Annotated in this window: 25 protein-coding genes and 3 pseudogenes; 14 read left to right on the forward strand and 14 right to left on the reverse strand. The window is 63.3% G+C overall.

The genetic code is table 11. From position 1 onward, the window contains the following. The first annotated feature begins 13 nt into the window (after nucleotides 1-13). The 14 genes from MFF61_RS28295 to MFF61_RS28360 all read left to right on the forward strand — a co-directional run bounded on the left by MFF61_RS28295 (nucleotide 14) and on the right by MFF61_RS28360 (nucleotide 13475). Entirely contained in the window at nucleotides 14-901 is an 888-nt protein-coding gene (locus MFF61_RS28295; RefSeq protein WP_238241020.1) for a phosphoribulokinase, read from the forward strand. Continuing rightward, complete coding sequence (gene tkt / locus MFF61_RS28300; RefSeq protein WP_238241021.1) at nucleotides 898-2913, forward strand: transketolase; 2016 nt, start codon at nucleotides 898-900, stop codon at nucleotides 2911-2913. The genes MFF61_RS28295 and tkt overlap by 4 nt, the downstream gene beginning before the upstream one ends. Next, nucleotides 2910-3917 carry a type I glyceraldehyde-3-phosphate dehydrogenase gene (gap, locus tag MFF61_RS28305; RefSeq protein ID WP_238241022.1) on the forward strand — a complete coding sequence of 336 codons (1008 nt, stop codon included), beginning with the start codon at nucleotides 2910-2912 and terminating at the stop codon, nucleotides 3915-3917. The genes tkt and gap overlap by 4 nt, the downstream gene beginning before the upstream one ends. Continuing rightward, nucleotides 3914-5116 carry a phosphoglycerate kinase gene (locus MFF61_RS28310; RefSeq protein WP_238241023.1) on the forward strand — a complete coding sequence of 401 codons (1203 nt, stop codon included), beginning with the start codon at nucleotides 3914-3916 and terminating at the stop codon, nucleotides 5114-5116. The genes gap and MFF61_RS28310 overlap by 4 nt, the downstream gene beginning before the upstream one ends. 17 nt (nucleotides 5117-5133) lie before the next feature. Further along, complete coding sequence (gene fba / locus MFF61_RS28315; RefSeq protein WP_238241024.1) at nucleotides 5134-6213, forward strand: class II fructose-bisphosphate aldolase; 1080 nt, start codon at nucleotides 5134-5136, stop codon at nucleotides 6211-6213. 18 nt (nucleotides 6214-6231) lie between these two features. Beyond that, on the forward strand, nucleotides 6232-7698 hold the full coding sequence (locus MFF61_RS28320; RefSeq protein ID WP_238241025.1) for a form I ribulose bisphosphate carboxylase large subunit: 1467 nt from the start codon (nucleotides 6232-6234) through the stop codon (nucleotides 7696-7698). 28 nt (nucleotides 7699-7726) lie between these two features. Beyond that, a complete protein-coding gene (locus MFF61_RS28325; RefSeq protein WP_238241026.1) occupies nucleotides 7727-8146 on the forward strand; it encodes a ribulose bisphosphate carboxylase small subunit in 420 nt (139 codons plus the stop codon). A gap of 93 nt (nucleotides 8147-8239) precedes the next feature. Next, nucleotides 8240-9253 (forward strand): CbbX protein, encoded by a 1014-nt coding sequence (gene cbbX, locus MFF61_RS28330; protein WP_238241027.1) that lies wholly within the window; start codon nucleotides 8240-8242, stop codon nucleotides 9251-9253. Then, nucleotides 9250-9951, forward strand: a complete 702-nt coding sequence (rpe, locus tag MFF61_RS28335; protein WP_238241028.1) for a ribulose-phosphate 3-epimerase — start codon at nucleotides 9250-9252, stop codon at nucleotides 9949-9951. The genes cbbX and rpe overlap by 4 nt, the downstream gene beginning before the upstream one ends. 4 nt (nucleotides 9952-9955) lie before the next feature. Further along, nucleotides 9956-11209 (forward strand): class II fructose-bisphosphate aldolase, encoded by a 1254-nt coding sequence (locus tag MFF61_RS28340; RefSeq protein WP_238241029.1) that lies wholly within the window; start codon nucleotides 9956-9958, stop codon nucleotides 11207-11209. Beyond that, on the forward strand, nucleotides 11206-11862 hold the full coding sequence (gene gph, locus MFF61_RS28345) for a phosphoglycolate phosphatase (protein ID WP_238241030.1): 657 nt from the start codon (nucleotides 11206-11208) through the stop codon (nucleotides 11860-11862). Before MFF61_RS28340 ends, gph begins: the two co-directional genes overlap by 4 nt. Next, on the forward strand, nucleotides 11859-12539 hold the full coding sequence (locus MFF61_RS28350; RefSeq protein ID WP_238241031.1) for an HAD-IA family hydrolase: 681 nt from the start codon (nucleotides 11859-11861) through the stop codon (nucleotides 12537-12539). The genes gph and MFF61_RS28350 overlap by 4 nt, the downstream gene beginning before the upstream one ends. 10 nt (nucleotides 12540-12549) lie before the next feature. Continuing rightward, nucleotides 12550-12816, forward strand: a complete 267-nt coding sequence (locus MFF61_RS28355) for a hypothetical protein (protein WP_238241032.1) — start codon at nucleotides 12550-12552, stop codon at nucleotides 12814-12816. Further along, entirely contained in the window at nucleotides 12813-13475 is a 663-nt protein-coding gene (locus MFF61_RS28360; RefSeq protein ID WP_238241033.1) for an HAD family hydrolase, read from the forward strand. The genes MFF61_RS28355 and MFF61_RS28360 overlap by 4 nt, the downstream gene beginning before the upstream one ends. Before the next feature lie 220 nt (nucleotides 13476-13695). Here the strand turns inward: MFF61_RS28360 and tnpC (MFF61_RS28365) are convergent. From tnpC (MFF61_RS28365) to MFF61_RS28430, 14 genes and pseudogenes are all read right to left on the reverse strand, one after another. Continuing rightward, a pseudogene (gene tnpC, locus MFF61_RS28365) lies at nucleotides 13696-14865 on the reverse strand (IS66 family transposase); the annotation flags it as partial. 28 nt (nucleotides 14866-14893) lie between these two features. Further along, nucleotides 14894-15511: a plasmid pRiA4b ORF-3 family protein gene (locus MFF61_RS28370; RefSeq protein ID WP_238241034.1), complete on the reverse strand. Its 618-nt coding sequence runs from the start codon at nucleotides 15509-15511 to the stop codon at nucleotides 14894-14896. Continuing rightward, nucleotides 15508-17133 (reverse strand): IS66 family transposase, encoded by a 1626-nt coding sequence (tnpC, locus tag MFF61_RS28375; RefSeq protein WP_238241035.1) that lies wholly within the window; start codon nucleotides 17131-17133, stop codon nucleotides 15508-15510. The genes MFF61_RS28370 and tnpC (MFF61_RS28375) overlap by 4 nt, the downstream gene beginning before the upstream one ends. Before the next feature lie 55 nt (nucleotides 17134-17188). Then, nucleotides 17189-17536 (reverse strand): IS66 family insertion sequence element accessory protein TnpB, encoded by a 348-nt coding sequence (gene tnpB / locus MFF61_RS28380; protein WP_238241036.1) that lies wholly within the window; start codon nucleotides 17534-17536, stop codon nucleotides 17189-17191. Beyond that, nucleotides 17533-17928, reverse strand: a complete 396-nt coding sequence (locus MFF61_RS28385) for a transposase (protein WP_238241037.1) — start codon at nucleotides 17926-17928, stop codon at nucleotides 17533-17535. The genes tnpB (MFF61_RS28380) and MFF61_RS28385 overlap by 4 nt, the downstream gene beginning before the upstream one ends. A gap of 97 nt (nucleotides 17929-18025) precedes the next feature. Next, nucleotides 18026-18286, reverse strand: a pseudogene (locus tag MFF61_RS28390) (transposase domain-containing protein); the annotation flags it as partial. A gap of 258 nt (nucleotides 18287-18544) precedes the next feature. After that, the gene (locus MFF61_RS28395) at nucleotides 18545-19651 is read right to left on the reverse strand and encodes an IS110 family RNA-guided transposase (RefSeq protein WP_238241038.1); all 1107 of its coding nucleotides are present in this window, start codon (nucleotides 19649-19651) and stop codon (nucleotides 18545-18547) included. Between the two features lie 107 nt (nucleotides 19652-19758). Continuing rightward, nucleotides 19759-20010: pseudogene (locus MFF61_RS28400) on the reverse strand (transposase domain-containing protein); the annotation flags it as partial. A 44-nt stretch (nucleotides 20011-20054) separates the two neighbouring features. Beyond that, a complete protein-coding gene (tnpB, locus tag MFF61_RS28405) occupies nucleotides 20055-20402 on the reverse strand; it encodes an IS66 family insertion sequence element accessory protein TnpB (RefSeq protein WP_238241039.1) in 348 nt (115 codons plus the stop codon). Continuing rightward, the gene (gene tnpA / locus MFF61_RS28410) at nucleotides 20399-20785 is read right to left on the reverse strand and encodes an IS66-like element accessory protein TnpA (protein WP_238241040.1); all 387 of its coding nucleotides are present in this window, start codon (nucleotides 20783-20785) and stop codon (nucleotides 20399-20401) included. The genes tnpB (MFF61_RS28405) and tnpA overlap by 4 nt, the downstream gene beginning before the upstream one ends. Nucleotides 20786-21015: 230 nt before the next feature. Further along, the gene (locus tag MFF61_RS28415; RefSeq protein ID WP_306423422.1) at nucleotides 21016-21735 is read right to left on the reverse strand and encodes an urease accessory protein UreH domain-containing protein; all 720 of its coding nucleotides are present in this window, start codon (nucleotides 21733-21735) and stop codon (nucleotides 21016-21018) included. 96 nt (nucleotides 21736-21831) lie between these two features. Continuing rightward, complete coding sequence (locus tag MFF61_RS28420) at nucleotides 21832-22365, reverse strand: Crp/Fnr family transcriptional regulator (RefSeq protein WP_238241041.1); 534 nt, start codon at nucleotides 22363-22365, stop codon at nucleotides 21832-21834. After that, nucleotides 22358-22873: a hydrogenase maturation protease gene (locus MFF61_RS28425; protein ID WP_238241042.1), complete on the reverse strand. Its 516-nt coding sequence runs from the start codon at nucleotides 22871-22873 to the stop codon at nucleotides 22358-22360. Before MFF61_RS28425 ends, MFF61_RS28420 begins: the two co-directional genes overlap by 8 nt. Next, nucleotides 22836-24338: a Ni/Fe hydrogenase subunit alpha gene (locus MFF61_RS28430; RefSeq protein WP_238241043.1), complete on the reverse strand. Its 1503-nt coding sequence runs from the start codon at nucleotides 24336-24338 to the stop codon at nucleotides 22836-22838. Before MFF61_RS28430 ends, MFF61_RS28425 begins: the two co-directional genes overlap by 38 nt. Nucleotide 24339: the final 1 nt, after the last annotated feature.

Here is a 24339-nt window from a genome sequence, read left to right on the forward strand (position 1 = left end):
AAAGGGGGGAAAGGTGAGCAACAAGCATCCAATCATCTCGGTTGTCGGATCCTCTGGCGCCGGCACGAGCACCGTTAAGCACACGTTCGATCAGATCTTCAGGAGGGAAGGCATCAAAGCGGTCTCAATCGAGGGTGATGCATTCCACAGGTTTGATCGCGCGGAGATGAAGGCTGAGCTCCAGCGCCGCTATGACGAGGGTGATCGCACCTTCAGCCATTTCAGCTTTGAGGCAAACGAGCTTGCCGAGCTTGAGAAGGTTTTCGCTTCCTACGGTGCGACAGGCACTGGGCGAACGCGTCACTACGTCCATGACGACGCGGAAGCCGAACGCTACGGAGTGTCGCCGGGTCGCTTCACCGAATGGGAAGCTTTCGAGGAGGATTCAGACATTCTCCTCTATGAAGGCCTGCACGGAGCTTTGCGCACCCAGGCCATTCGCATCGCCGATCACGCCGATCTGAAGATCGGCGTCGTTCCGGTGATCAACCTCGAATGGATCCAGAAGATCCATCGGGACAAGGCTTCACGCGGCTACACCACCGAAGCCGTGACCGACGTCATTTTGCGGCGGATGCACGCCTATGTGCATTGCATCTGTCCGCAGTTTTCAGAGACCGACATCAATTTCCAGCGCGTACCGGTTGTCGATACATCCAATCCGTTCATCGCCCGCTGGATTCCAACAGCCGGGGAAAGCCTGGTTGTCGTTCGCTTCAAGAGCCCGCGCGGCATCGATTTCCCCTATCTCACGCAGATGATCAGCGGCAGCTGGATGAGCCGAGCCAACTCGATTGTCGTACCCGGAGACAAGCTCGATCTCGCGATGCAACTCATCCTCACACCGATGATCCTTCGGCTCGTCGATCAATCCAAACGTTTGAAGGGGCCTACCTCATGAACCTCGTTGCCGAGCGCAATGCAATCATCGATGAGGCGCAGATGGCGAACGCGATCCGCGCGCTCGCCATGGATGCGGTCGAGGCTGCGAAGTCAGGCCATCCCGGAATGCCCATGGGCATGGCGGATGCAGCTACCGTGCTCTTCAACCGCTTCGTGAAGATCGACCCGGCGCAGCCCAATTGGCCCGATCGCGACCGTTTTGTGCTGAGCGCTGGGCATGGATCGATGCTGCTTTACGCACTTCACCACCTCCTCGGCTTCCAAGACATGTCCATGGACCAGCTGCGCCGATTTCGCCAGTTCGGCAGCCGGACAGCTGGGCATCCGGAATTCGGCCATGCTGCGGGAATCGAAACAACCACCGGTCCGCTCGGCCAGGGAATCGCCACCGCCGTGGGTATGGCTGTCGCCGAGCGTATGCTGAATGCGCGTTTCGGCGGCGAACTCGTCGATCATCGCACATATGTGATCGCCGGCGACGGCTGTCTGATGGAAGGAATCAGCCATGAGGCGATCGATTTTGCCGGCCATCTCGGACTCGGCCGTCTCATCGTGCTGTGGGATGACAACCAGATCACGATCGACGGCCCCACGAGCCTCTCGACCTCGCTCGACCAGAAGGCGCGGTTCGCCGCGGCCGGTTGGCATGTCCTGGCCGTTGACGGCCACGACCGCGACGCGGTCGCCAAGGCGATCGCCGACGCACAGGCCGAACCCCGCCCCTCTCTGATCGCCTGCCGCACCATCATAGGCTTCGGCGCGCCCAACAAGCAGGGGACATCGGCCACGCATGGTGCGCCGCTGGGCAAGGAGGAGGTGGCCGCGGCACGAGAGACCCTCGGCTGGACCCATCCGCCCTTCGAGGTGCCGGAGGCGATCGTCCAAGCCTGGCGCGCAATCGGCGCTCGCGGGACGCGCGCCCGTACCGAGTGGCAAGAGCGGCTCGCTCGCAGTCCCCAACGCGAGGAGTTTGTTGCCCATCTCGCTCCCCCCGATGCCGCGAGGCTGCACGCAGCGTTGGCGGATCATCGCCGACGCATGCGCGATGAGAAGCCGAAGATCGCCACCCGCAAGGCTTCCGAGCTGGCGCTGGAGGTCGTGAACGCGACGATCCCGAACATGGTCGGTGGTTCGGCCGATCTCACGGGTTCCAACAACACACGTACCAAGGGCATGCGCCCCGTGACCCGGAGCGATTTCACGGGCAACTACATCCATTACGGCGTGCGCGAGCATGGGATGGCCGCGGCGATGAACGGTATCTCGCTGCATGGGGGACTGCGGCCCTATGGCGGCACGTTCCTCGCCTTCGCCGACTATTGCCGCCCGGCGATCCGTCTCTCGGCTCTCATGGGCCGGTCGGTCATTTATGTGATGACGCACGACAGCATCGGCCTGGGCGAGGACGGGCCGACGCACCAACCAGTCGAGCACCTCGCATCGCTGCGAGCGATACCAAATCTCAACGTGTTCCGGCCGGCCGACGCGGTGGAGGCGGCGGAAGCTTGGGAGCTCGCGCTCACCGCGGCCAAGACGCCGTCGGTGCTTTGCCTCTCGCGGCAGGACCTGCCAACGCTGCGCAGGGGCAACGACGACGAGAACATGACGTTACGTGGCGCTTATCTCCTGCGCGATCCTGGCGAGAATAGGGATCTGACTCTCATTGCCACGGGCTCCGAGGTCGCCATTGCGGTCGAGGCCGCCGACAAGCTGTCGGCAGACGGGCTGAAGGTCGCCATCGTCTCCGCGCCTTGCTTTGAGCTGTTCGCCGCCCAGGAGGCGGGCTATCGCAGCGCCGTGCTGGGCGAGGCCCCGCGTATCGGCGTTGAGGCAGCGGTCGCCCTCGGCTGGGCAGAATGGCTCGGGCCTCGCTCCGCCTTCATCGGAATGGAGGGCTTCGGCGCCTCTGCTCCTGCCGGCGATCTCTACAGCCATTTCGGCATCACGGCCGAGCGGGTCGCCGCCGAAGGGTGGAGGCTCGCCCGCAAGCCAGGGGAGGAACGCAAGTGACGGCCAGAGTTGGCATCAATGGTTTCGGTCGCATCGGGCGCAACGTGCTGCGCGCGATCTACGAGTCGGGCCGCAATGATATCGAAGTCGTAGCAATCAACGATCTCGGCCCGGTCGACATCAACGCCCACCTGTTGCGCTACGACAGCGTGCACGGGTTGTTCCCGGGTCCAGTCAAAGTGAGCGGCGCCAGCATTGATATAGGCCGCGGCCCGCCGATCCGCGTGACCGCCGAACGTGACCCAAAGGCACTGCCGTGGAACGACATCGACATCGCGCTTGAATGCACCGGCATCTTCACTGCACGCGAGAAGGCAGCGCTACACCTCGCGAACGGTTCGAAGCGCGTCCTGGTCTCCGCGCCCGCCTCGGGGGCCGACAAAACAATCGTCTTCGGCGTCAACCACAATAGCCTGTCGGCGGAAGACATAGTCGTTTCCTGCGCGTCCTGCACCACCAATTGTCTTGCCCCGGTCGCGGCGGTGCTTCATCGGGCCATCGGCATCGACAAGGGATTCATGACGACGATCCATAGCTATACCGGTGACCAGCCGACGCTCGATACTCTGCACAAGGATCCGTACCGAGCCCGCGCCGCGGCGATGTCGATGATTCCGACCTCGACGGGAGCCGCCAAGGCGGTGGGCCTGGTGCTGCCGGAGCTGAATGGCAAGCTCGATGGTGTCGCGATCAGGGTGCCGACGCCGAACGTTTCGGTCGTCGATTTCAAGTTCATCGCCAGCCGCGACACGACCGTCGAGGAAATCAACAGCGTCGTCAGGAAAGCTGCCGGCGCCGAACTCGATCGCATTCTGGGCTTTACGGACGAACCGCTGGTCTCGGTGGATTTCACGCACGATCCGCGCTCTTCGATCGTCCATACAGACCAGACCAAAGTGATCGACGGGCGCCTCTGCCGCGTCATGTCGTGGTACGATAATGAGTGGGGCTTCTCGAACCGGATGGCCGACACTGCTGTCGCGATGGGGAGGCTCATCGGATGACGCTGAAGTCCGTCCACGACGTCGAACTTTCCTGCCGTCGCCTCCTCATTCGCGCCGACTTGAATGTCCCGATGAAGAACGGCGTGGTTGCTGACGCGACGCGCATTGAGCGCTTCGCGGCTGGCCTGAAGCCGCTTCTGGCCAATGGCGCCCGGGCAGTCGTTCTCTCTCATCTCGGACGTCCCGACGGCATGCCGCGACCGGAACTCTCCCTGGAGCCAGTGGCGGCGGCACTGGGACGAGCTCTCGGTAAGGACGTGGCCTTTTGCGAAGTGGTAAGTGGCCCCGTCGCCGAGAAGGCGGCCGCCGCGCTCGGTCCCGGCGATGTTCTGGTGTGCGAGAATCTGCGTTTCGATCCACGGGAAGAAGCCAATGACGCCAGCTTGGCGGAGGAACTGGCCGCTCTCGGCGATCTTTACGTGAACGATGCCTTCTCCTGCGCTCATCGGGCGCATGCCTCGACGGTTGCCATCACGGAACATCTGCCGGCGGTGGCCGGCCCGCTCATGTTGGCGGAGATCTCGGCGCTGACGCAGGCATTGGACGCGCCGTTGAGACCGGCGGTCGCATTGGTGGGTGGCGCGAAAGTGTCAAGCAAGATCGATCTGCTCATTAACCTGGTCGGCAAGGTAGACGCAGTGGTCGTGGGCGGCGGCATGGCCAATACGTTCCTGGCGGCCAACGGCTTGCCTGTCGGCAAGTCACTGCACGAGCCCGCTCAGTTCGAGACCGTCCGCAAGATCCTGGCGCGGGCCCAAGACTGCGGCTGCGAGATCGTCTTGCCGGTCGACATCGTTTGGACCGACCGCTTCGAAAGCGGCGCGGAAGCGCACGTCGCCGAGCTCGACCATTGTCCCGAGTACGGCATGATACTGGACGCGGGTCCGCGCTCGATCGAGCGGATCTGGGATATTTTCGCCGGCGCGAAAACCATCCTATGGAATGGTCCGCTTGGCGCCTTCGAGATCGAGCCTTTCGATCATGCCACGGAGGCGGTCGCTGTCGAAGCGGCGCGCCTGACGCGCGCCGGACAGGTCAGATCCATTGCCGGTGGCGGCGACACGGTCGCGGCGTTGAACGCTGCCGGAGTGACCGACGACTTCACCTATGTATCCACGGCAGGTGGCGCTTTCCTCGAATGGATAGAAGGCAAGGAACTGCCCGGCGTATCGGTCCTCAAGGCTCCCCAGTTGGTATGATCGGAAAGGAAACGACGATGGCGCTCATCACCCTCAGACAATTGCTCGACCACGCTGCGGATCGGAGTTACGGCGTTCCAGCCTTCAACATCAACAACATGGAACAGGGCCTCGCGATTCTGGAGGCAGCGCGCGATAAGGACGCGCCAGTGATCATCCAGGCCAGTCGGGGCGCGCGTTCCTACGCCGGCGACATCATGCTGCGTAAGATGATCGAAGCGCTGGTCGAAATGTTCCCGACAATTCCGATCTGCGTCCATCAAGATCACGGGAACGACGTCAAGACGTGCCTGTCGGCTATTCAGCACGGCTTCACCTCGGTGATGATGGATGGGTCGCTGCGCGAGGATGCCAAGACGCCAGCGGACTACGGCTACAACGTCCACGTGACCCGCACCGTGGCGGAACTCGCGCACATGGTTGGTGCCTCGGTCGAGGGCGAGCTTGGGTGCCTTGGCAGCCTCGAGACCGGCGAGGGCGAGAAGGAGGATGGCCACGGCGCCGAAGGCAAGCTCGACCACTCGCAGCTCCTGACCGATCCCGACGAGGCAATGCGCTTCGTCACCGAGACCAAGGTGGACGCGCTGGCCGTTGCCATCGGCACCAGTCACGGCGCCTACAAGTTCACGCGTAAGCCCACGGGCGACATCTTGGCGATGTCGGTGATCGAGGCGATCCACGAGAAGTTGCCGAACACGCATATCGTTATGCACGGCTCATCGTCCGTTCCCGAGGAATGGCAGGCGATGTTCAATGAGAATGGTGGCGAGCTGCGCGAGACGTATGGCGTGCCGGTCGAAGAGATCGTGCGTGGCATCCGCCACGGCGTGCGCAAGGTCAATATCGACACCGACTTGCGCCTGGCCGGCGCGGCGGAGTTCCGGCGCGTGGCCAACACCGACCGAACGCAGTTCGATCCTCGCAAATTCTTGAAGCCTGCGATGGATGCAATGAAGAAGATTTGCGCCGAGCGTTTTGAGGCGTTCGGAACCGCTGGCAATGCCTCGAAAATCCGCGTGATTCCAATGAGCGAGATGGCCAAGCGATACGCGAGCGGGTCGCTTGATCCGCAGATATCCACCTCCAAAGCCGCCTAGTCTGGAAAGGAAGATCCGATGAACGAGCAACCTAAATCCCTGACCGTAACGGGCAAGGCCCGCTATGCGGCTGGTGTTCTCGAGTACAAGAAAATGGGCTACTGGGAGCCCGACTACGAGCCGAAGGACACTGACATCATCGCGCTTTTCCGCATCACGCCGCAGGATGGCGTCGATCCGGTCGAAGCGGCGGCGGCGGTGGCAGGCGAGAGTTCGACGGCGACCTGGACCGTGGTCTGGACCGATCGGTTGACCGCTTGCGAGAAGTACCGCGCAAAGGCATACCGCGTCGACCCCGTGCCGGGCGCCGATGGTCAATACTTCGCGTACATCGCCTATGATCTCGACCTTTTCGAGCCGGGGTCGATCGCGAACCTGACGGCCTCGATCATCGGCAACGTGTTCGGTTTCAAGCCCTTGAAGGCACTGCGGCTCGAGGACATGCGGCTCCCGGTTGCCTACGTGAAGACCTTCCAGGGCCCGGCCACCGGGGTCGTCGTCGAACGCGAGCGACTGAACTGCTACGGCCGACCGCTCCTCGGCGCGACCGTTAAGCCGAAGCTCGGCCTCTCCGGGCGCAACTATGGCCGCGTCGTCTACGAGGCGCTGAAGGGCGGTCTCGACTTCACCAAGGACGACGAAAACATCAACAGCCAGCCCTTCATGCATTGGCGCGACCGGTTTCTCTACTGCATGGAAGCGGTCAACAAGGCGTCGGCGGCGACCGGCGAAGTGAAAGGCACGTACCTCAATGTGACCGCGGCGACGATGGAAGACATGTACGAGCGTGCCGAATTCGCCGCCGAGCTCGGAAGCGTTATCGTCATGATCGACCTGGTCATCGGCTATACAGCCATCCAATCGATGGCGAAGTGGGCGCGCAGGAACAACATGATCCTTCACCTGCATCGCGCTGGTCATGGCACCTACACGCGCCAGAAGAGCCATGGCGTGAGCTTCCGCGTGATCGCCAAGTGGATGCGTCTCGCGGGCGTGGATCACATCCACGCCGGTACCGTTGTCGGCAAGCTGGAAGGGGATCCGGCGACTACCCGCGGTTACTACGATTTCTGCCTTGACGAGTTCACGCCGCAGAACTTGCAGAACGGCGTGTTCTTCGATCAGCATTGGGCCTCGCTGAACAAGATGATGCCGGTTGCATCAGGTGGCATTCACGCCGGCCAGATGCACCAGCTTATCCACCACCTCGGCGAGGATGTGGTGCTGCAGTTCGGCGGTGGCACGATCGGCCACCCGCACGGCATCGCCGCCGGCGCGACTGCGAACCGTGTTGCGCTGGAGGCGATGATCTTTGCGCGCAACGCCGGTCGGGACTTTTTGGCCGACGGCCCAACAATTCTTGCCGAGGCTGCCAAGACCTGCACGCCGCTCCGCCAGGCGCTCGACACCTGGAAGGGCGTGTCCTTCAACTATGCCTCTACCGACACGCCGGACTTCGTGCCGACCGCCAGCGTCTCGGCCTGACCAAAAAACCGAAACCTGGAGAACGACCATGCGAGTGACACAAGGTGCTTTTTCCTTCCTGCCGGATCTGACCGACGAGCAGATACACACGCAGGTTCAGTACTGCATCGATAAGGGCTGGGCGGTCAGCCTCGAGTACACGGATGACCCTCATCCGCGGAACACGTATTGGGAGATGTGGGGCCATCCCATGTTCGACAATCCGGACGCTGCGGCGCTCCTTTACGAGCTGAATGAATGCCGCAAGCAGTTCGGACACGGCTACATCCGCGTCGTCGCCTTCGATTCGACAAGCGGATGGGAGTCCGTCCGGCTATCCTTCATTGTGAACCGACCCTCGGAAGAGCCTGGCTTCCGGCTTTCGCGCCAGGAGGTGAAGGGGCGCTCGATCCAATACACGACGACGCCCTACACGACCGACCAGCCGGAAGGTCAACGCTACCGCTAGTGGCCGACGCCATTCCGGGTCTGCGCTGTAAGATTGCAGGCCCGGAACAGCTCGGCGCGGCGCCGTGAAATCGTGCGACGAGGACGCCAAAACATGACCACAAGTACAATGCCGTGGGAAAGCGGCGGCCGGCCCAGCGACTCGACGGCTGTCTCCACACCCGCGATTCAGAAACTCGAAACGGCCACCGTGACCGAGATCGACCTCGCACAGGAGTTCGAGTCGTCTGGCGTGCGCGGCGTTTTGGAGGAACTCGATCGCTCACTTATCGGCCTCAAGCCGGTGAAGAACCGCATCCGCGAAACCGCCGCACTCTTGCTGGTCGAGCGCGCGCGAAAAGCTCTCGGGCTCGCCCACGAGACGCCGACGCTGCATATGAGCTTCACCGGCAATCCCGGGACGGGAAAGACGACGGTCGCACTCAAGATGGCCAACCTTCTCCACCGGCTCGGCTACGTCCGCAAAGGGCACCTCGTGACCGTGACGCGCGACGATCTGGTCGGCCAGTATATCGGCCATACGGCGCCGAAGACCAAGGAAGTTCTGAAGAAAGCGATGGGCGGGGTGCTGTTCATTGACGAGGCCTACTATCTGTACCGCCCGGACAACGAAAGGGACTATGGTCAAGAGGCGATTGAGATCCTATTGCAGGTGATGGAGAACAACCGCGACGACCTGGTCGTGATCCTTGCCGGTTATGCCGATCGTATGGACCGGTTCTTTGAAAGCAATCCGGGCTTCCGCTCGCGGATCGCTCATCACATCGACTTCCCTGATTATACCGACGATGAGCTGCTGCACATCGCTACGACGATGCTTGACGCCCAGAACTACCGCTTCACAGACACGGCTCGCACGGCAATGGCCGAGTATATCGGCCTGCGCCGCAGGCAGCCGCATTTCGCCAATGCCAGATCGATCCGCAATGCGATCGACCGGATGCGGCTTCGCCAGGCAAACCGGCTATTCGAGAGCGCCAAGGGTCCACTGGGTGTCGAGGCGCTGTCGACGATCGAGGAGAGCGACTTGCGCGCAAGCCGAGTTTTCCGCGGCGGGCTTGACATCGACATCGCGCGCGATGCTGGCAAACAGGAGAGCCAAGAATGATCTTCGATCGCTCGATAAAGATCGCGCCCTCGATCCTGAGCGCCGACTTCGCCAATTTTGGCGCCGAATGCCGCGCTATCGAAGAGCAAGGATGTGATTGGGTGCATGTCGACGTGATGGACGGTCATTTTGTCCCGAACCTCACGTTCGGCCCACAGCTCTGCAGGGCCATCCGCCCGCACGTGAAGACGGTTATGGATGTGCATTTGATGATCGCTCCAGTGGACCCCTACATTCACGCATTTTCCGAAGCGGGCGCGGACATCATAACCGCACATGTCGAGGCTGGCCCGCATCTTGACCGGACCTTGCAGGCGATCCGTGCCACCGGGGCCAAAGCGGGCGTCTCGCTCAACCCGGCGACGCCGCCAGAAGCAATCGAATTCGTCCTTGACCGCGTCGACCTGATCCTCGTGATGACAGTCAACCCCGGCTTCGGCGGGCAAAGCTTCATCGAGGCCATGGTCCCCAAGATTCGCCGTTTGCGCCAGATGGTAGGAGACCGGCCAATTCACATCGAGGTTGATGGCGGCGTGACCCCCGAGACGGCGCCGCTGGTTGCTGCCGCTGGCGCTGACGTACTGGTTGCGGGATCAGCTGTCTTCAGGGGCGGATCGGTTGCCGACCCTGCACCCTACGGTCGGAACATCCGCGCCATCCGCGAGGCTGCGACCGCGGCGCAGAGAAAGGCAGCGTAAGACGATGGCGCTCGTGCGCATGAGCGACCTGCTGCGGCACGCCCATCGCGAGCGATACGCCGTCGGCGCTTACGATGTCGTGGACACGGCGTTTCTCGAGGCTGTGCTGGACGGCGCCGAGAGCTGCCAAGCCCCCGTAATTGTGAGCTTGGCCGAGTCCCATTTCGAGCATTTCGATTTCGAGAGCCTCATGGCGGCGGCCGTGGATGCTGCTCGTCGTGCCAAGGTGCCAATTGCTATCCATCTCGATCATGGACAGTCTCTCGCGACGGTCGAACGGGCGATTCGGCTAGGCTGCAACAGCGTTATGCTCGACGCGTCGCTATCCTCGCTTGAGGACAACATCAAGGCCACTCGCGAAATTGTCCACCTTGCCCGCAGCTGCGGCGTGGCGGTGGAAGGTGAGCTCGGGTATGTGCCTGGTGTCGAGGGGGAGGCCGCAGAAAAACATCCCGGCGCGATGCAGCTGACCTCGCTCGAAGACGCCGAGCGGTACATCGCGGAAACGGAGGTGGACTGCCTTGCGATCTCGGTCGGCACGGTCCACGGCCGTCTGCGCGGCATGCCGCAACTCGACTTCGAGCGTCTGTCCGCAATCAACAAGGCTCTGCACATTCCGCTCGTCATCCATGGCGGGACAGGCTTGAACGACGCCCAGTACAGGGCGCTTGCTGCAAATGGCGTCGCGAAGATCAACTACTTTACGGGCCTCGCCGACGCCGCGGCGCGTTCGATACTGGAGGAAGCGGAGGACAATCCTTCCCCGACCTATACGGCTCTCGTTCGCGGCGTTCGGACGGCGATCCGCACTGAGGTCAACCGGACTTGCCGGCTGTTCGGAGCTGCGGGACGCGCCGGCGCCGCCTTGGCCGCTTCCCGTCCCTGGCGCGAGGTGGAGCATGTGGTTGTCTATAACCTGCGCGACGACGGGAGCGGGCGGAGCGAAGACTGGGCCGCTTTCGCGGCGCAGGGCGTCGCGGCGCTCGGCGCGATACCCGGCGTGCGCGGCGTGCTGGCCGGGCGCGCGCTCCAGAAGGACGCGCGGTACCACCACTGCTGGCTCATCCGCTTCGCAGCCGCGGAGGTCCTCGCGAGCTATCGCGATCACCCCGATCACGTGAGATATGCCGACAACATGTTCCGGCCCGCGGCGCCGGATCGCATCACGATTGATTTCGAGCTTATTGATGTCTTGAGAGAAGACAAGGAGTCGAAATTCACCCCGCCAGCACTGACTTCGTTGAGCGCCAAAACATGAAAGCCGTCATTTTCGATCTTGATGGTACGCTGATCGACAGTGCGCCGGATCTGCATGCTGCAGTGAATTGCATGCTCGACGACCTCCGCCGGCCACCCCTGACGCTTGAGCGAGTTGCCGGTTTCGTCGGCAACGGTGTTCCCACTTTGGTCGAACGCTGTCTTGAGGCGACCGGCGGCTTGGCGGAGGATTTCGATCGCGCGCTCGCTCGGTTTCGAGAGCACTATGCTCGCTCTCCAGCGCGGCTCACACGGCCCTATCCGGGCGTCGAATTAGCGCTCGAGCGGCTCACCCTCGCCGGACTCGCGCTCGGCGTATGCACGAACAAGCCCCAGGAGTTCGCGGTCACGATCCTTGAAGAGTTGCGGATGATGCCCTTCATCAGAACCGTCGTGGGAGGTGACGCAACGCCGAAGCTGAAGCCGGACCCTGCACCGTTACTGCTTTGCCTGGATCGGCTTGGTGCTGATGGGACGTCTGCACTTTATGTTGGCGACAGTGAGATCGACGCCGAAACCGCTTTTCGCGCGAAGGTTCCGTTCGCGCTGTTCTCCGGGGGCTATCTCCGGGAGTCCATCGACGCTTTTGAACCGCTGTACGTGTTCGATCACTTCGGAGATCTCTCGGACCATGTGCTGGGGGGCGGACGATGAAGACACGTGCCTTAATCTTCGATGTTGACGGCACTCTTGCCGAGACAGAGGAGGCGCATCGACAGGCCTTCAACGCGACATTCGCTGCCGCGGGCCTCGATTGGCACTGGGATCCGCCGCTCTACGCGGAACTCCTCAAGATCACCGGCGGCAAAGAGCGCATTCGGGCCTTTCTCAACACGGCAGCGCCAGCAATCATGATGAAAGATGAGAGCATCGCGGCTCTGCATCGCGACAAGACGAAGGTCTATGGCGACATCATCGCGCGCCGAGGCGTTACTTTGCGTCCCGGCGTCCGAGAACTCATCCAATTCGCGAGGATGCGGGGGATAAGGACCGCCGTGGCGACGACCACGAACCTGCCAAATGTCGATGCACTCTGCATCGCATGTTGGGATAAACCGGCAGCGGCCGTCTTCGACGCAATCGCGGCGGGCGACGAGGCGCTGCAAAAGAAACCTGCACCAGATATATACCACATCGCCTTGGAACGGCTTGGACTAGGCCCGGATTGCTGCATAGCGTTTGAGGATTCCCGAAATGGTTTGCTAGCTGCGAAAAATGCTGGACTGAGGGTGGTTGTCACACCAAGCCACTATTCGGCAGGCGAGGATTTTGCCGAGGCAGATTTGCGTCTGCCCGACCTAGCTTCCTTCGAGATCGCCCGCTTTGACTGAGTGCACGCGCTTGAGAATTCTTACGCCGCGCGACGCTATTGCCGCTGAGCCGATCGACGAAGGCGAATCTCGTTGGACCGATTTGCGCGACAAGACCAGGCAAGATTGGCCGCATCGCTGGCACCGAGAATTGCGGTGCCAGCGATATGCGAGCAGTTTCCTCGAAGGCAGGGAAGAGCTGGCGCTACCACCCTTTTGCGAGGCCTTCGTTCCGGTGGTTGATGTGATGGCGGGCCTCGTGACGATTGATCCGCCCAAGGGATGGAACGAGCCATGAACTTCCGCGCCTTGATTTTCGACATGGACGGCACGCTCGTCGACAATATGCGCGTCCACAACGAGGCTTGGGGCGTCTGGCATCGCCGTAACGGCCTCGCCTTCGACGAAGCGACCTTCTTTGCGCGAACCGCAGGGCGCCACAATCCGGAGATCATTGCCGCGCTGCTCGCAGATAGATCCGAAGCTGAAGTAGTCACGCTTGGCGAGGAGAAGGAAGCGATCTATCGCGAGCTCTATGCGCCGCGCGTCGAAGCGCTGCCCGGACTGTTCGATCTGCTCGACGCCGCTGACGCATACGGCCTGCCTATGGCGGTTGCGACCGCCGCGCCACCCGCTAATATTGCGATCGTACTCGACCGGATAGATCTGCGCGCGCGCTTTGCGACCATCGTCGCGCCCTCGCAGGGATTTCGCGGCAAGCCGCATCCCGACCTGTTTCTCGCCGCGGCCGAGCGTATGCAGGTTAGGCCGGCGGATTGCCTCGTCTTCGAAGACGCGCCGCTCGGCGTCGAGGCTGCGTGCCGCGCCGGCATGCAGGCGGTCGCCATAACGACAATGCTTTCGCCGCTCGATTTCACGTCATATGAGAACGTCGTCGCCTACATCGACGATTTCACTCAGTTCGATCGCGCGCTGATCGGCGGCTCCGGCCAATGACAATATACCAACGGCCCTCTTTTTTGGCCCACCTCAACAATAGCCTTCGTGAGGCAGGCCGGCCAGAGCCGTGTTCGACCCTTTTGGCCGCAGGCGATGAGGGGCCACGCAAGAAGCCAGCCCCCGATATCTATAACATTGCGCTGGACCGGCTTGGACTAGGGCTGGAGAACTGCATCGCCTTCGAAGATTCATTGTAACCCTCCGGCGAGGGCCACGGTCAGGCAGCTTTGAGCTTGTCTGCGGAGCTGGGTTGCCAGTTCCAGGGCAAGAGTTCGGGGAGCTTGCTTTGCGGGGTGTCGGCGATACGCGTGAGGACGTCGGCGAGCCACGCCTGCGGGTCGATGTTATTGAGCTTGGCCGTTCCGATCAGGCTGTAGATGACAGTGGCTCGTTCTGCGCCGCGGTCCGATCCGGCGAAGAGCCAGGCCTTGCGGCCGAGAGCCAGCCCTCTCAGGCTCCGCTCGGCGGCGTTGTTGGAGAGGCAGGCCCGGCCGTCGTCGAGGAAGCGGGCGAAGCCATCCCAACGCCGGAGCATATAATCCATGGCTTGGGCGACGGGCGCATGCCGCGAGAGCTTTGCGCGATGCCCGCGCATCCAGGCTTCGAGATCGGTGACGAGCCGAGCGCTGTGCTCCCGGCGAACGGCCAGGCGCTGATCCGCCACCATGCCGTTGATCTCGCGCTCGATGTCGAAGAGCGCGTCCATGCGGGCGACGGCCTCGAAGGCGATCGGCGAGATCGGCGCGGCCTTGGCCCCACGCCGGGCATTGCCGCCGACATCGGCCAGCACGAAGAACTTGCGACGGGCGTGGGCCCAGCACAGGGCCTCGACGATCAGCCCGGGCTGGCGATCGGGCGCGAGCAGCCGGTTGTAGCCGGCGTAGGCATCGGCCTGCAGGATGCCGGCGAAGCCGCGTAGATGTTCCTCGGGATGATCACCCGAGCGGTCTCGCGAAGCCCGGAACAGCACGGCCGGCGGATCGGCGCCGCCGAAGGGCCGATCGTCTCGGACATAGACCCAGGCCCGGCCGGTGTCGGTCTTGCCCTTCGCCAGGATCGGCACCGGGGTATCGTCGCCATGGAGCCGTTCGGCCGCCATGACATGCTGCGCGATCAGCCTATGGAGCGGTTGCAGCACTGCGGCGCAGGTGCCGACATGATCGGCCAGTGTCGAAAGCGGCAGATCGATGCCCTCGCGCGCATAGCGCTCGCTCTGCCGGTTCAGCGGCTGATGCTGGCCGAACTTCTCGAACAGCACCATCGCCAGCAGGTTCGGACCGGCATGGCCGCGCGGGATGACGTGGAACGGCGCCGGCGGCTGGGCGACGGTCTCGCACTCCCGGCAGGAGAAGCGTTCCCGCACCGTCTGGATCACCGTAAGCCTCCGGCGAGGGCCACGGCTGTTGCCGGCCTGATCAATTGATCTTGCCACGCCTTTTGGCGAATGCGGCTTTGCCGATGGCGCGGCGTCGGGCGAGCTTTGCAATACGAGCGCGGATGGCGTCCTCGTCGATGAGAGCCGGATCGAATGGCGCACCGTACCCGCGCATGAGCTCGTCGTGCTCCTCGTGGTTCGGATCGGCGATGGCTTCGAGGAAGAGTTCAAAGCCCGGGATACCGCCGACGTCCTCGGGCGGGGCGCTGCGGGCGCCGTCGAGGTAGCGGGGATAATCCGTGGCGGGATCGGCTGCAGCGGTCGCCTCAATCGTGATCGTGTGCCGCCAGTCGTCGCCGAAGTCATAGGTGTAGGTAAGCTCGGTGATACCGCGGTCGATGAGGGCGCCGAGCTTCGTGGTCTTGGCGGAGGTGGTCCTGTCGCGCAGGCTGTCCCACTCCGGATCGGGGATAGCGAAGCGCTGCCCATCAACCCGGAACTCGAACAGGTGATAGTCCTCGAACGGCATCGCGGCCTGGATGACGTCGTGCACGGCTCTGAGCGAGGCGGTGAGTGGCACCTCAACACGGCGCCAGATGGCGGGCTGCCAGTCATCCAGCTCGATCTTCAGACGAGCGATCCGATCGACATGGCTCATGCCGCGAGCTTCCCGCGTTCTCGCGCCGCGCGCCAGTTCCATGGCAAGAGTTCGGGGAGCCGGCTTTGCGGTGTGTCGGCGATACGGGCGAGGACATCCGCGAGCCAGTCCTGCGGGTCGACGTCGTTGAGCCGGGCGGTACCGATTAGGCTGTACATGACAGCGGCGCGCGCGGCACCGCGGTCAGACCCGGCGAACAGCCACGCCTTGCGGCCCAGCGCAATGCCGCGCAGCGCCCGTTCTGCCGCATTATTGGTGAGGCAAACGCGGCCATCATCAAGGAAGCGGGTGAAGCTCTCCCAGCGGCGCAGCATGTAGTCTATGGCCTGGGCCACGGGCGCATGGCGGGAGAGCTGAGCGCGATGCTCGCGCATCCAGGCCTCAAGCTCGGCGACGAGGGGCACACTGCGATCCTGGCGAACGCCACGGCGCTGATCGACACCCAAGCCATTGATCTCGCGTTCGATATCGAACAGCGCGTCGATGCGGGTGACGGCCTCGAAGGCGATCGGCGAGATCGGTGCGGCGTTACGCCCGCGTCGACGACTCGCTGCGATATCGGCGAGCTCGAAGAACTTGCGCCGCGCGTGGCTCCAGCACAGCGCCTCGACGATCGGCCCGGGCTGGCGATCCGGCGCAAGCAGCCGATTATAGCCGGCATAGGCATCAGCCTGCAGGATGCCGGTGAAGCGCGTCAGATGCTCTTCCGGGTGGTCCCCCGAGCGGTCGCGGGACGCCCGGAACAACACGGCCGGCGGATCGGCGCCGCCGAAGGGACGATCATCGCGAACGTAAACCCAGGCCCGACCGGTGTCGGTCTTGCCCTTCGCCAGAATCGGCACCGGCGTGTCGTCACCATGCAGGCGTGCCGCGGTCATGACATGGCGCTCGATCAGGGCGTGCAACGGGCGCAGCACCGCGGCGCAGGCGCCGACATGATCGGCAAGCGTCGACAGCGGCAGGTCGATGCCTTCGCGGGCGTAGCGTTCGCTCTGCCGGTTCAGCGGCTGGTGCTGGCCGAACTTCTCGAACAGCACCGTCGCCAGCAGGTTCGGTCCGGCATGGCCGCGCGGGATGACGTGGAACGGCGCCGGCGGCTGGGTCACTGCCTCGCAGGCCCGGCAGGAGAAGCGCTCGCGCACCGTCTGGATCACCTTCCACTGGCGCGGGATCACCTCCAGCGTCTCGGTGACATCTTCCCCGAGCTTCACCAGCCGGAACGAGCCGCCGCAGGGACAGCTCTCCGGCGCGGCGACGACGACGCGCTCACGCGGCAGGTGGTCGGGGAACGGCCGGCGGGCTGGCCGCTTGCGCTGGAAGGCGGCAACATGGGCCGATTGCGCCGCGGCTTCCGCCGCCAGTTCGTCCTCGGAGGCGTCGGCTTCCAGATCTTCGAGCTGCATCTCCAGCTGGTCGAGCAGCCGCGCCTTGCGCTCCGAGCGCGTGCCGTAGAGCTCGCGCCGGAGCTTCTCGATCTCCAGCTTCAGCCGTGCGATCAGCGCATCCGTGCTGCTGCTCGCAACCTGTGCTCTGGCGGCCGTTGCCTCGGCCTCGAGCCGTGCGGCACGCTCCGCCAGGATCATGGCGTGGGCCGCGGCAAGGTCGTTCGGCAGAGGATCCATCGGGCTCGACATAGGGGAAGGGAATCATATCCGCCGCCCCGGCGCCACGCTCAAATCACCCTGACGCGCCAGGTCGCCACGTCTTCTGCGGATGCCGCCAGTCTATGCCTTCCAGCAGGTAGCCGAGCTGCGCCGGCGTGATCGTCACCACGCCGGCGGCCGGCGACGGCCACAGGAAGCGGCCGCGCTCCAGACGCTTCGAGAACAGGCAGGCACCCTGGCCATCATGCCAGATCACCTTCACCAGATCGCCGCGCCGGCCGCGGAACACGAACAGGTGCCCGCCATGGGGATCACGCCGCAGGACCTCCTGGACCTGCAGCGCCAACCCGGCAAAGCCCTTCCTCATGTCCGTGTGGCCCGTCGCAAGCCACACCCGAACTCCGCTCGGAACCGGGATCATCGCCGACCCCGCGACAGCCCGCTAGCAATCGCCACCACGAACTCCGCTGAGGACCCGGCAGGCAGACGAACCGTCACACCTCCGGCTGACACGATCTCGATCGGGGTGTCGATAGCGGCAGTGCTGGATGCTGAACACTTCTCCGGACGATCCATATCCGGCATCGGTGCTGGAAGTGCCTTCGGTGGATCAATGACCGTCACGGCTGCAAACCCCGCAGGTTCCATCCGTTCGCAAAGGCGTTCACGCCACCGGTAAATCTGCTGCGCCTGGATACCGTGGCGCTTCGCCGTCCCGACTACGTTGCCGCTCGCGGCCGCCTCTTCCACGACAACCCGCTTCTCGGCCCAACTCCAGCGCCGACGCCGTACATAGGTCTCCTCACCGTCCACGGTCCGTCTCCAGCACTGCTGCTGGCACTACTGCCAGATCAGAGGACCGGAAGGCTGGCACGTCGCGCCGACCAGGCAAGGCGGCCTACGGCGGATGGGTACGGATCACCTTCCACTGACGCGGGATCACCTCCAGCGTCTCGGTGACATCCTCGCCGAGCTTGACCAGCCTCAACGAACCACAGCACGGGCAACTCTCCGGTGCGGCGACGACGACGCGCTCGCGCGGCAGATGATCGGGGAACGGCCGGCGCACCGGGCGCTTGCGCTGGAAGGCCGAAACGTTCGTCGCCCGCGTCGCGGCCTCCGTGGCCAGCTCGTCCTCGGTGGCGTCGGCTTCCAGAATGTCCGCTGTCAACCCTCGACGCGAGCTTGTCCTGCCCGCTAGTCAGCGGCCGCATAACGATGATCGCGCAGAGGTGGAGACGAGGCCTGAAGGACGTCGGTGATCAAGCTCTGATGCGCGGGTTGGTTACCGCAGGTCCGAGTGTGCGTCCGGGGCGTTCCCTGTCTTACTGCGGGCGTCGGCGATGCCGGCCACAAACCGTCTGACGGGAGTTCCCCTGCCGTGGCCTCGCCCCCGCCGCTGCGCGCGGATGGAGGTGAGACTCCCTGATCAGCGAACGGTCGCCTCCCGTCCCACCGCCCACATGAAGCCGGCAAGCTCGCGGGCGATCGCGGTGCAGACCACCGTGCTCTTCTTGCCCCGAGCACTGAGCGAGCGATAGCGCGCGGTCAGGCGGCTCTGCGCTTTCCAGGCGATCTCGCGGATCCGTGGCGTCGCGCGCTCGAGTTTATAGAGCTTCATCTTGCCAATCTTTGGGGGGAAGCGATAAGTCCAGGCGCTCTCAACCAGCATATGCCGGACGCGTCCATTGCCAGCCTTGGTGATGGCGCCACGGCGTACCGTATCGCCGGTCGAGCGCTCGCTGGGCACCAGGCCGAGATAGCTCATCAGCTGACGGGGGCTCTCGAAGCGCGCAAGGTCGCCGACCTCTGTCACGAAGGTGACCGCGACGATGAGGTCGACGCCGCGCAACGCCTGCAGCGCCTGGACGATCGGCGCGAAGGACCACGTCGCCACGAACTCCTCAATCGCAGCTTCGAGGCGCTTCACCCGGTCCGTCGCGACGCGCAAGGCGTCGACCATCTCCTGCAACGCGATCTGATGGGCATAATGCTCGAAGGACTGCTCCTGAAGCCAGCGCAGGTAACGCATCGTCCAGGCCTTCTTGCGGGGAAAGACGCGGCCGTGCTTGAGCATGAAGGCGCCGATCTGCTGGCGATGCACGCGCTGTGTCTCGACTGCTGCGGCTCTGGCACGCACGAGGTCGCGCATCGCTTCATGTTCGGCGTCCGGAACCCAGACCGCGGTCAGTTCGCCCGCACGTAAAAGGCGCGCCAAGGCCACCGCGTCGCGTCGGTTGGTCTTGATCCGGTCGCCAGGCTTCCTTGGAATGAGTGATGGCGCCACCACGGTGCATTCGTGGCCCAATGACGTGATGAGGCGGTGGAGGCCGTAGCCCGTCGGTCCGGCTTCGTAGCAGAAATGCGCCGTCTTCCCGCTGGCGATCTTTTTGATGACCCGCCGCATGCTCTCGTCGTCGGCATCGACCTCGCCAAGAAACCGCACCTCGCCTGCGCGGCCGCTCTCAGCCACCGCCACCGCATTGCGGAGCTTGGCCACGTCGATCCCGACGAAAACCTGTGTATGCTCTTCCACGGCTCGCCCTCCTGCGCTGAGGATCGGCCCGGCCAATCCGGGCAACCCTCGCCGCGGCAGTGTAGGGCGAGCCGCCTCAGCGCCGCAGGCGGACATACGGTCTTACCTTCCAGATCCTCGAGCTGCATCTCCATCTGGTCGAGGAGCCGCGCTTTGCGCTCCGAGCGCGTGCCGTAGAGCTCGCGCCGGAGCTTCTCGATCTCCAGCTTTAGGCGCCCGATCAGCGCGTCCGTGCTGCTGCTCGCAGCCCGTTCCCGGGCCGCCACTGCCTCGGCTTCCAGACGTGCCGCGCGCTCCGCCAGGATCATCGCATGGGCGGCGGCGAGGTCGCTCGGCAGGGCATCGGAGGTGTTCGTCACAGGACGATGGAATCACATCCACCGCCAATCGCAAGCGCAAATCCTCATCCTGTCGCGCTGGGACGCCAACTCCGCTGCGGCATCCGCCAGTCGATGCCTTCGAGCAAGTAGCCGAGCTGAGCCGGCGTGATCGTCACGACGCCGTGCGCCGGCGACGGCCAGAGGAACCGGCCACGCTCTAGCCGCTTCGAGAACAGGCAGGCTCCCTGGCCGTCATACCAGATCACCTTGACCAGATCGCCGCGCCGGCCGCGAAAGACGAAGAGATGACCGCCATGGGGATCGCGACGCAGCACTTCCTGCACCTGCAGCGCCAGGCCGGCGAAGCCCTTGCGCATATCCGTATGGCCCGTCGCCAGCCACACCCGCACTCCGCTCGGGACAGGGATCATCGCAGGGTCTCCAGCCCCCGAGCCAACGCCAGCACGGCCGCGATATCGACCTGACCCTCGACCACGATCCGCCGGCCGCAACGAAGCACGATCTCCGTCCTCGGCATCGATGTCGCAGCCTGTGGCGCCGGAGCAGGCTCAGCGGTCACAACCGCCGGAACGAAGCCGGGCGCCGGCTCGTCGTGCCGGGCCAGGAATGCACGCCGCCAGATCAGGAGAAGCGACCGCGAAATGTTATGCCGCCGAGCCGTCGCCGAGATCTGCCGCGGTGCGCTCAGGCTCTCCAGAACAATCCGTTCCTTCGCCGCCTCGCTCCATCGGCGCCGGCGACCAGTCTCGACAATCTCAAGCCGCTCGAAAGCACTGTCCGTATGCCTGTCCATACGTCCTGTACTCAACGATCCAGGGCATCCCTCGCAAGGTGGCTCTAACCGGAGGGATACGATTCATTCGCGCATGGCCTACTTTACTTTCCGTCAAGGCGGCCGGGCTACCCGTGGTCGTCTCACCGAGTCAATACTCAAGGGGAGAAGACGTTGCCGAGGCACATGCACTGCTGACAAACCTGAGCGAGTTCGACACCAGTGCTTGGCTGCTGTCGAATCGGCGAACGTCAGATAACCGCCAGCAGCGATGGCACTCTCTCGACGAGGATGTGGAGCCCAATCGCAGCCGTCGCCATCCCGACGATGACCTGGAGCGCCCGGTTCGCGACTGTTAGCGCTGATGCCGTCAGCGTGAGTGGAACAGCGATAATGCAGCTGAGCAGCGCCATCCCCGCCACGGAGCCTAAACCAAAGACTAGGATGTAAGCGACCCCCCACCATGGCGACTCGAGCGTTGCCGCCGTCAGCACGATGAGCGCCGCCGACCCCGCCATGCCATGGACAAGGCCGACCGCAAACGTCCGCCACGGCAGACTGCTTGGGTGTTCGTGCTGGTGCGCACTTCTGGAATGCGGTTGCGCGTCACCACGGTGGGAATGCGCATGAATATGCACCTCGGTCGGCGCATGACGGTGGCTGTGAAAATGTACCCGATCACGCCAGACGCGATAGAGCAGGTGGCCGCCAAGACCCATAAGCATCAAACCAACGACGGACTCGAACAGATTCGCAGCACTGTCGGGCATGGACTTGGCCATGAAAAGGCAAACACCGCCGACGATGAGAAGGGTTACCGTGTGGCCGATGCCCCAGACGACGCCGTGCCGTACAATAGATCGAACGCCACGCTTGCCGGCGGCGATACTGGCGACCGCTGCGACGTGGTCGGCTTGAATCGCGTGCTGCATGCCTATGAGGAAACCCAGGGTCAAACTCGATATCAGCATGCGGAGACCTCGATCAATGGCAGTGGCTGGCGTGGGTCTTATTCGATCATGTCGGCTTCAGACGGCCCCAATCTTCAAGCCTCGCGCATAGCCGGGTCACTGGCGTCCCTTGCCGCCAGAACTGATATAGTCGGCCAGGGCAGTTTGTTGCTTGGCGATATCGGTAAGGGTGTGATGTACCCGTTTGACGACCGCGCGCATGAAGTCGAACATCAGCTGCGGATGTTCGGAAATCAGCGGCCGAAAATCTTCTGCTTTGAATTGTAGAACCGTTGCCTCGCCAAGGGCCATGACCGACAGCGTCGGGGGCGTTCCATCGATGAAACTTAGTTCGCCCACGAGATCGCCTTCCTCCAGCACATGCAGGATTTGAGGTTTCCGATCACTCCTCTCACTTTCGCGGATTCGTACCAACTTGCCGCTTGCGACAAGATAGAAGCTGGTAGTCGGTTCGCCCTCTCTCAACAGATAGTCCCCGGCCTTCAGGCGGATCTCCGAAGAGGCACGCTCAGCTAGAATCCGCGCTCCCTCGGCACCGATGTAGTCGCCGATGGGAGCCTGCTGGATCAGCAGGCAGCGGCGAGCGACGGCTTCAGCGTTCGCAGGCTCGCCCTGCGCAGTTTCAGTCATGTCCAATCCCTTTCGAGGCGAAAAGTTGTTTCGCAGTTTCCAAGTTGCGGGTCGCCGCTTCAGTCAGTCCCACTTTCAACCCCCAATCATATCCTCGGATGGTCAGCAACTGAACCTGGGGCATCCGACCGAAGCATACCCGGCAGACGTCGATAACGGTCGGAACTGAAAGTGCGTGCGAAGTGAAACTGAGATCAAACCGGCCCGCGACCGTTTCAACCCTGACGCTGTCGATATCCGACGCCTTGGTCGCATCCACAAACAGGACCCGCTCCTTGCGAGAGATCAGATCGGCATCCTCGGGCATGAGCTGATAGTGGCGGACCAGTTCGGCCCTTGGGCAAAGGCCCGAGTTCTCCACCCAATCAACAAAAGCCCAGCCCAACCCGTCATCTTGTCGCCCGACATTGCCAATGCCGTAGATTAGGCAGTTGTCGTAGTCGAAATCGGCGATCCTGGGCCGAACCGGTTCAGCGCACGCATTCGTCAACGAGTTTTCCTTCGGCATCGAGGATCGAGACGATCAGCGGCATCTGTCCCATGGCGTGGGTGGCGCAGCTCAGGCAGGGATCATAGGCGCGAATACCGACCTCGATCGCGTTCATCATGCCTTCGGTGATCGTCTCCTGCCCACTCAGGAAAGTATCGGCCACCGAGGCGATAGTGCGGTTCATCACCTGGTTGTTTTGGGTCGTTGCAACGACCAGATTGGCGAAGGTGATCTTGCCTTCTCGGTCGGCACGGTAGTGATGGAGAAGGGTGCCGCGGGGCGCCTCGACCACGCCGATGCCTTCGCCGGTCCAGTCGGAGTTGGGCGGGTTCAGAACCAGGTCGTTCCCCTGCAACTCCGGATCCCTCAGCAGGTTGCGAATCTGTTCGGCTGAATGCAGAATCTCGATCGCGCGCGCCCAGTTGGTGTGCAGTGTGGCGTCGCTGGCTTTGCCTCCGGCATAGTCATGGAACCGCTCGAGCGCGGCCTTCGCCAGCGGCGTGTCGTCCCCATAGGATTTCGTCACGTTCACCCGAGCCAGCGGACCAACCCGCACCGATCCCTTTTCGCGGCCAAAAGCCTTGAGGTAGGGGAACTTCATGTAGCTCCACTCCTCGGTCGCCTCGCTGAAGGCGTCGAGGTAATCGTGGTAGTCCAGCTCTTGGACGATGTTCTTGTCGCGATCGACGATGCGCAGTCGGCCGTGATAGTAGTCTACGTTTCCCGTCTCGTCGACCAGCGACATGTTGAGAGCCGGGACGACGGCGAAATTATCGATCATGTCCCGGTTTTTCTCGTGATAGCTGTAGAAAAGTCTGAGCGCGTCCTGCGCATAGTCGATCACCGTATCGACACCTATCAGATCACCGGTGCCGTTGAGGAGCCGGTCGCGTGCGGCGGTGTCGAGATTGCCATTCACGCCGCCGGGAACCGAACTGATGCCGTGCATGCGCTTGCCCAGCACCGCTACGATGACCTCTTGCCCCCATTTGCGTAGCGCGACCACGCGGCGGACCAACTCCGCGTTAGCCTCGATCAAGCCCAGCACGTTACGCTGTTCGGGGGGCGCGTCGATGCCGAACATCATCTCCGGTGCGATCAGATAGAAATAGGCAGTGACATGGGATTGCAGCTGCTGGCCGTAATGGCCCAACCGGCGCATTTTCTCGGCGGTACGGGTGATCTGCTTGCCGTCGGCGTAGCCGACGCCGATCATGTCGTCCAGCGCCTTGGCACCGCACAGGTGATGGCTGACGAAGCAGATGCCACAGATACGCTGCAGGAACATCGGCGCTTCCCAATAGGGATGCCCCTGGATGAATTTCTCGAATCCGCGGAATTCCACCACATGCAGCCGGGCGCCCACGACCTTGTTGGCGGCGTCGAGGTGCACGGTGACCTTGCCGTGTCCCTCGACCCGCGTTACCGGGTCGATAACGAGTTTGCGGCCTGTGACTGCATCACCGACGATTGTGTCTTCCATC

Origin of the sequence: Methylobacterium isbiliense (assembly GCF_022179325.1) — a bacterium.
In the GTDB taxonomy this organism is placed as follows: Bacteria; Pseudomonadota; Alphaproteobacteria; order Rhizobiales; family Beijerinckiaceae; genus Methylobacterium; species Methylobacterium isbiliense.

Bases quoted from the DNA above. Each gene is read 5' to 3' on its own strand.
- tkt (WP_238241021.1), top strand. From the start codon at position 898: ATGAACCTCGTTGCCGAGCGCAATGCAATCATCGATGAGGCGCAGATG.
- MFF61_RS28310 (WP_238241023.1), top strand. From the start codon at position 3,914: ATGACGCTGAAGTCCGTCCACGACGTCGAACTTTCCTGCCGTCGCCTC.
- fba (WP_238241024.1), top strand. From the start codon at position 5,134: ATGGCGCTCATCACCCTCAGACAATTGCTCGACCACGCTGCGGATCGG.
- MFF61_RS28320 (WP_238241025.1), top strand. From the start codon at position 6,232: ATGAACGAGCAACCTAAATCCCTGACCGTAACGGGCAAGGCCCGCTAT.
- MFF61_RS28325 (WP_238241026.1), top strand. From the start codon at position 7,727: ATGCGAGTGACACAAGGTGCTTTTTCCTTCCTGCCGGATCTGACCGAC.
- cbbX (WP_238241027.1), top strand. From the start codon at position 8,240: ATGACCACAAGTACAATGCCGTGGGAAAGCGGCGGCCGGCCCAGCGAC.
- rpe (WP_238241028.1), top strand. From the start codon at position 9,250: ATGATCTTCGATCGCTCGATAAAGATCGCGCCCTCGATCCTGAGCGCC.
- MFF61_RS28340 (WP_238241029.1), top strand. From the start codon at position 9,956: ATGGCGCTCGTGCGCATGAGCGACCTGCTGCGGCACGCCCATCGCGAG.
- gph (WP_238241030.1), top strand. From the start codon at position 11,206: ATGAAAGCCGTCATTTTCGATCTTGATGGTACGCTGATCGACAGTGCG.
- MFF61_RS28350 (WP_238241031.1), top strand. From the start codon at position 11,859: ATGAAGACACGTGCCTTAATCTTCGATGTTGACGGCACTCTTGCCGAG.
- MFF61_RS28360 (WP_238241033.1), top strand. From the start codon at position 12,813: ATGAACTTCCGCGCCTTGATTTTCGACATGGACGGCACGCTCGTCGAC.
- MFF61_RS28370 (WP_238241034.1), bottom strand. From the start codon at position 15,511: ATGAGCCATGTCGATCGGATCGCTCGTCTGAAGATCGAGCTGGATGAC.
- tnpC (WP_238241035.1), bottom strand. From the start codon at position 17,133: ATGGATCCTCTGCCGAACGACCTTGCCGCGGCCCACGCCATGATCCTG.
- tnpB (WP_238241036.1), bottom strand. From the start codon at position 17,536: ATGATCCCGGTTCCGAGCGGAGTTCGGGTGTGGCTTGCGACGGGCCAC.
- tnpB (WP_238241039.1), bottom strand. From the start codon at position 20,402: ATGATCCCTGTCCCGAGCGGAGTGCGGGTGTGGCTGGCGACGGGCCAT.
- tnpA (WP_238241040.1), bottom strand. From the start codon at position 20,785: ATGGACAGGCATACGGACAGTGCTTTCGAGCGGCTTGAGATTGTCGAG.
- MFF61_RS28415 (WP_306423422.1), bottom strand. From the start codon at position 21,735: ATGCTGATATCGAGTTTGACCCTGGGTTTCCTCATAGGCATGCAGCAC.
- MFF61_RS28420 (WP_238241041.1), bottom strand. From the start codon at position 22,365: ATGACTGAAACTGCGCAGGGCGAGCCTGCGAACGCTGAAGCCGTCGCT.
- MFF61_RS28425 (WP_238241042.1), bottom strand. From the start codon at position 22,873: ATGCCGAAGGAAAACTCGTTGACGAATGCGTGCGCTGAACCGGTTCGG.
- MFF61_RS28430 (WP_238241043.1), bottom strand. From the start codon at position 24,338: ATGGAAGACACAATCGTCGGTGATGCAGTCACAGGCCGCAAACTCGTT.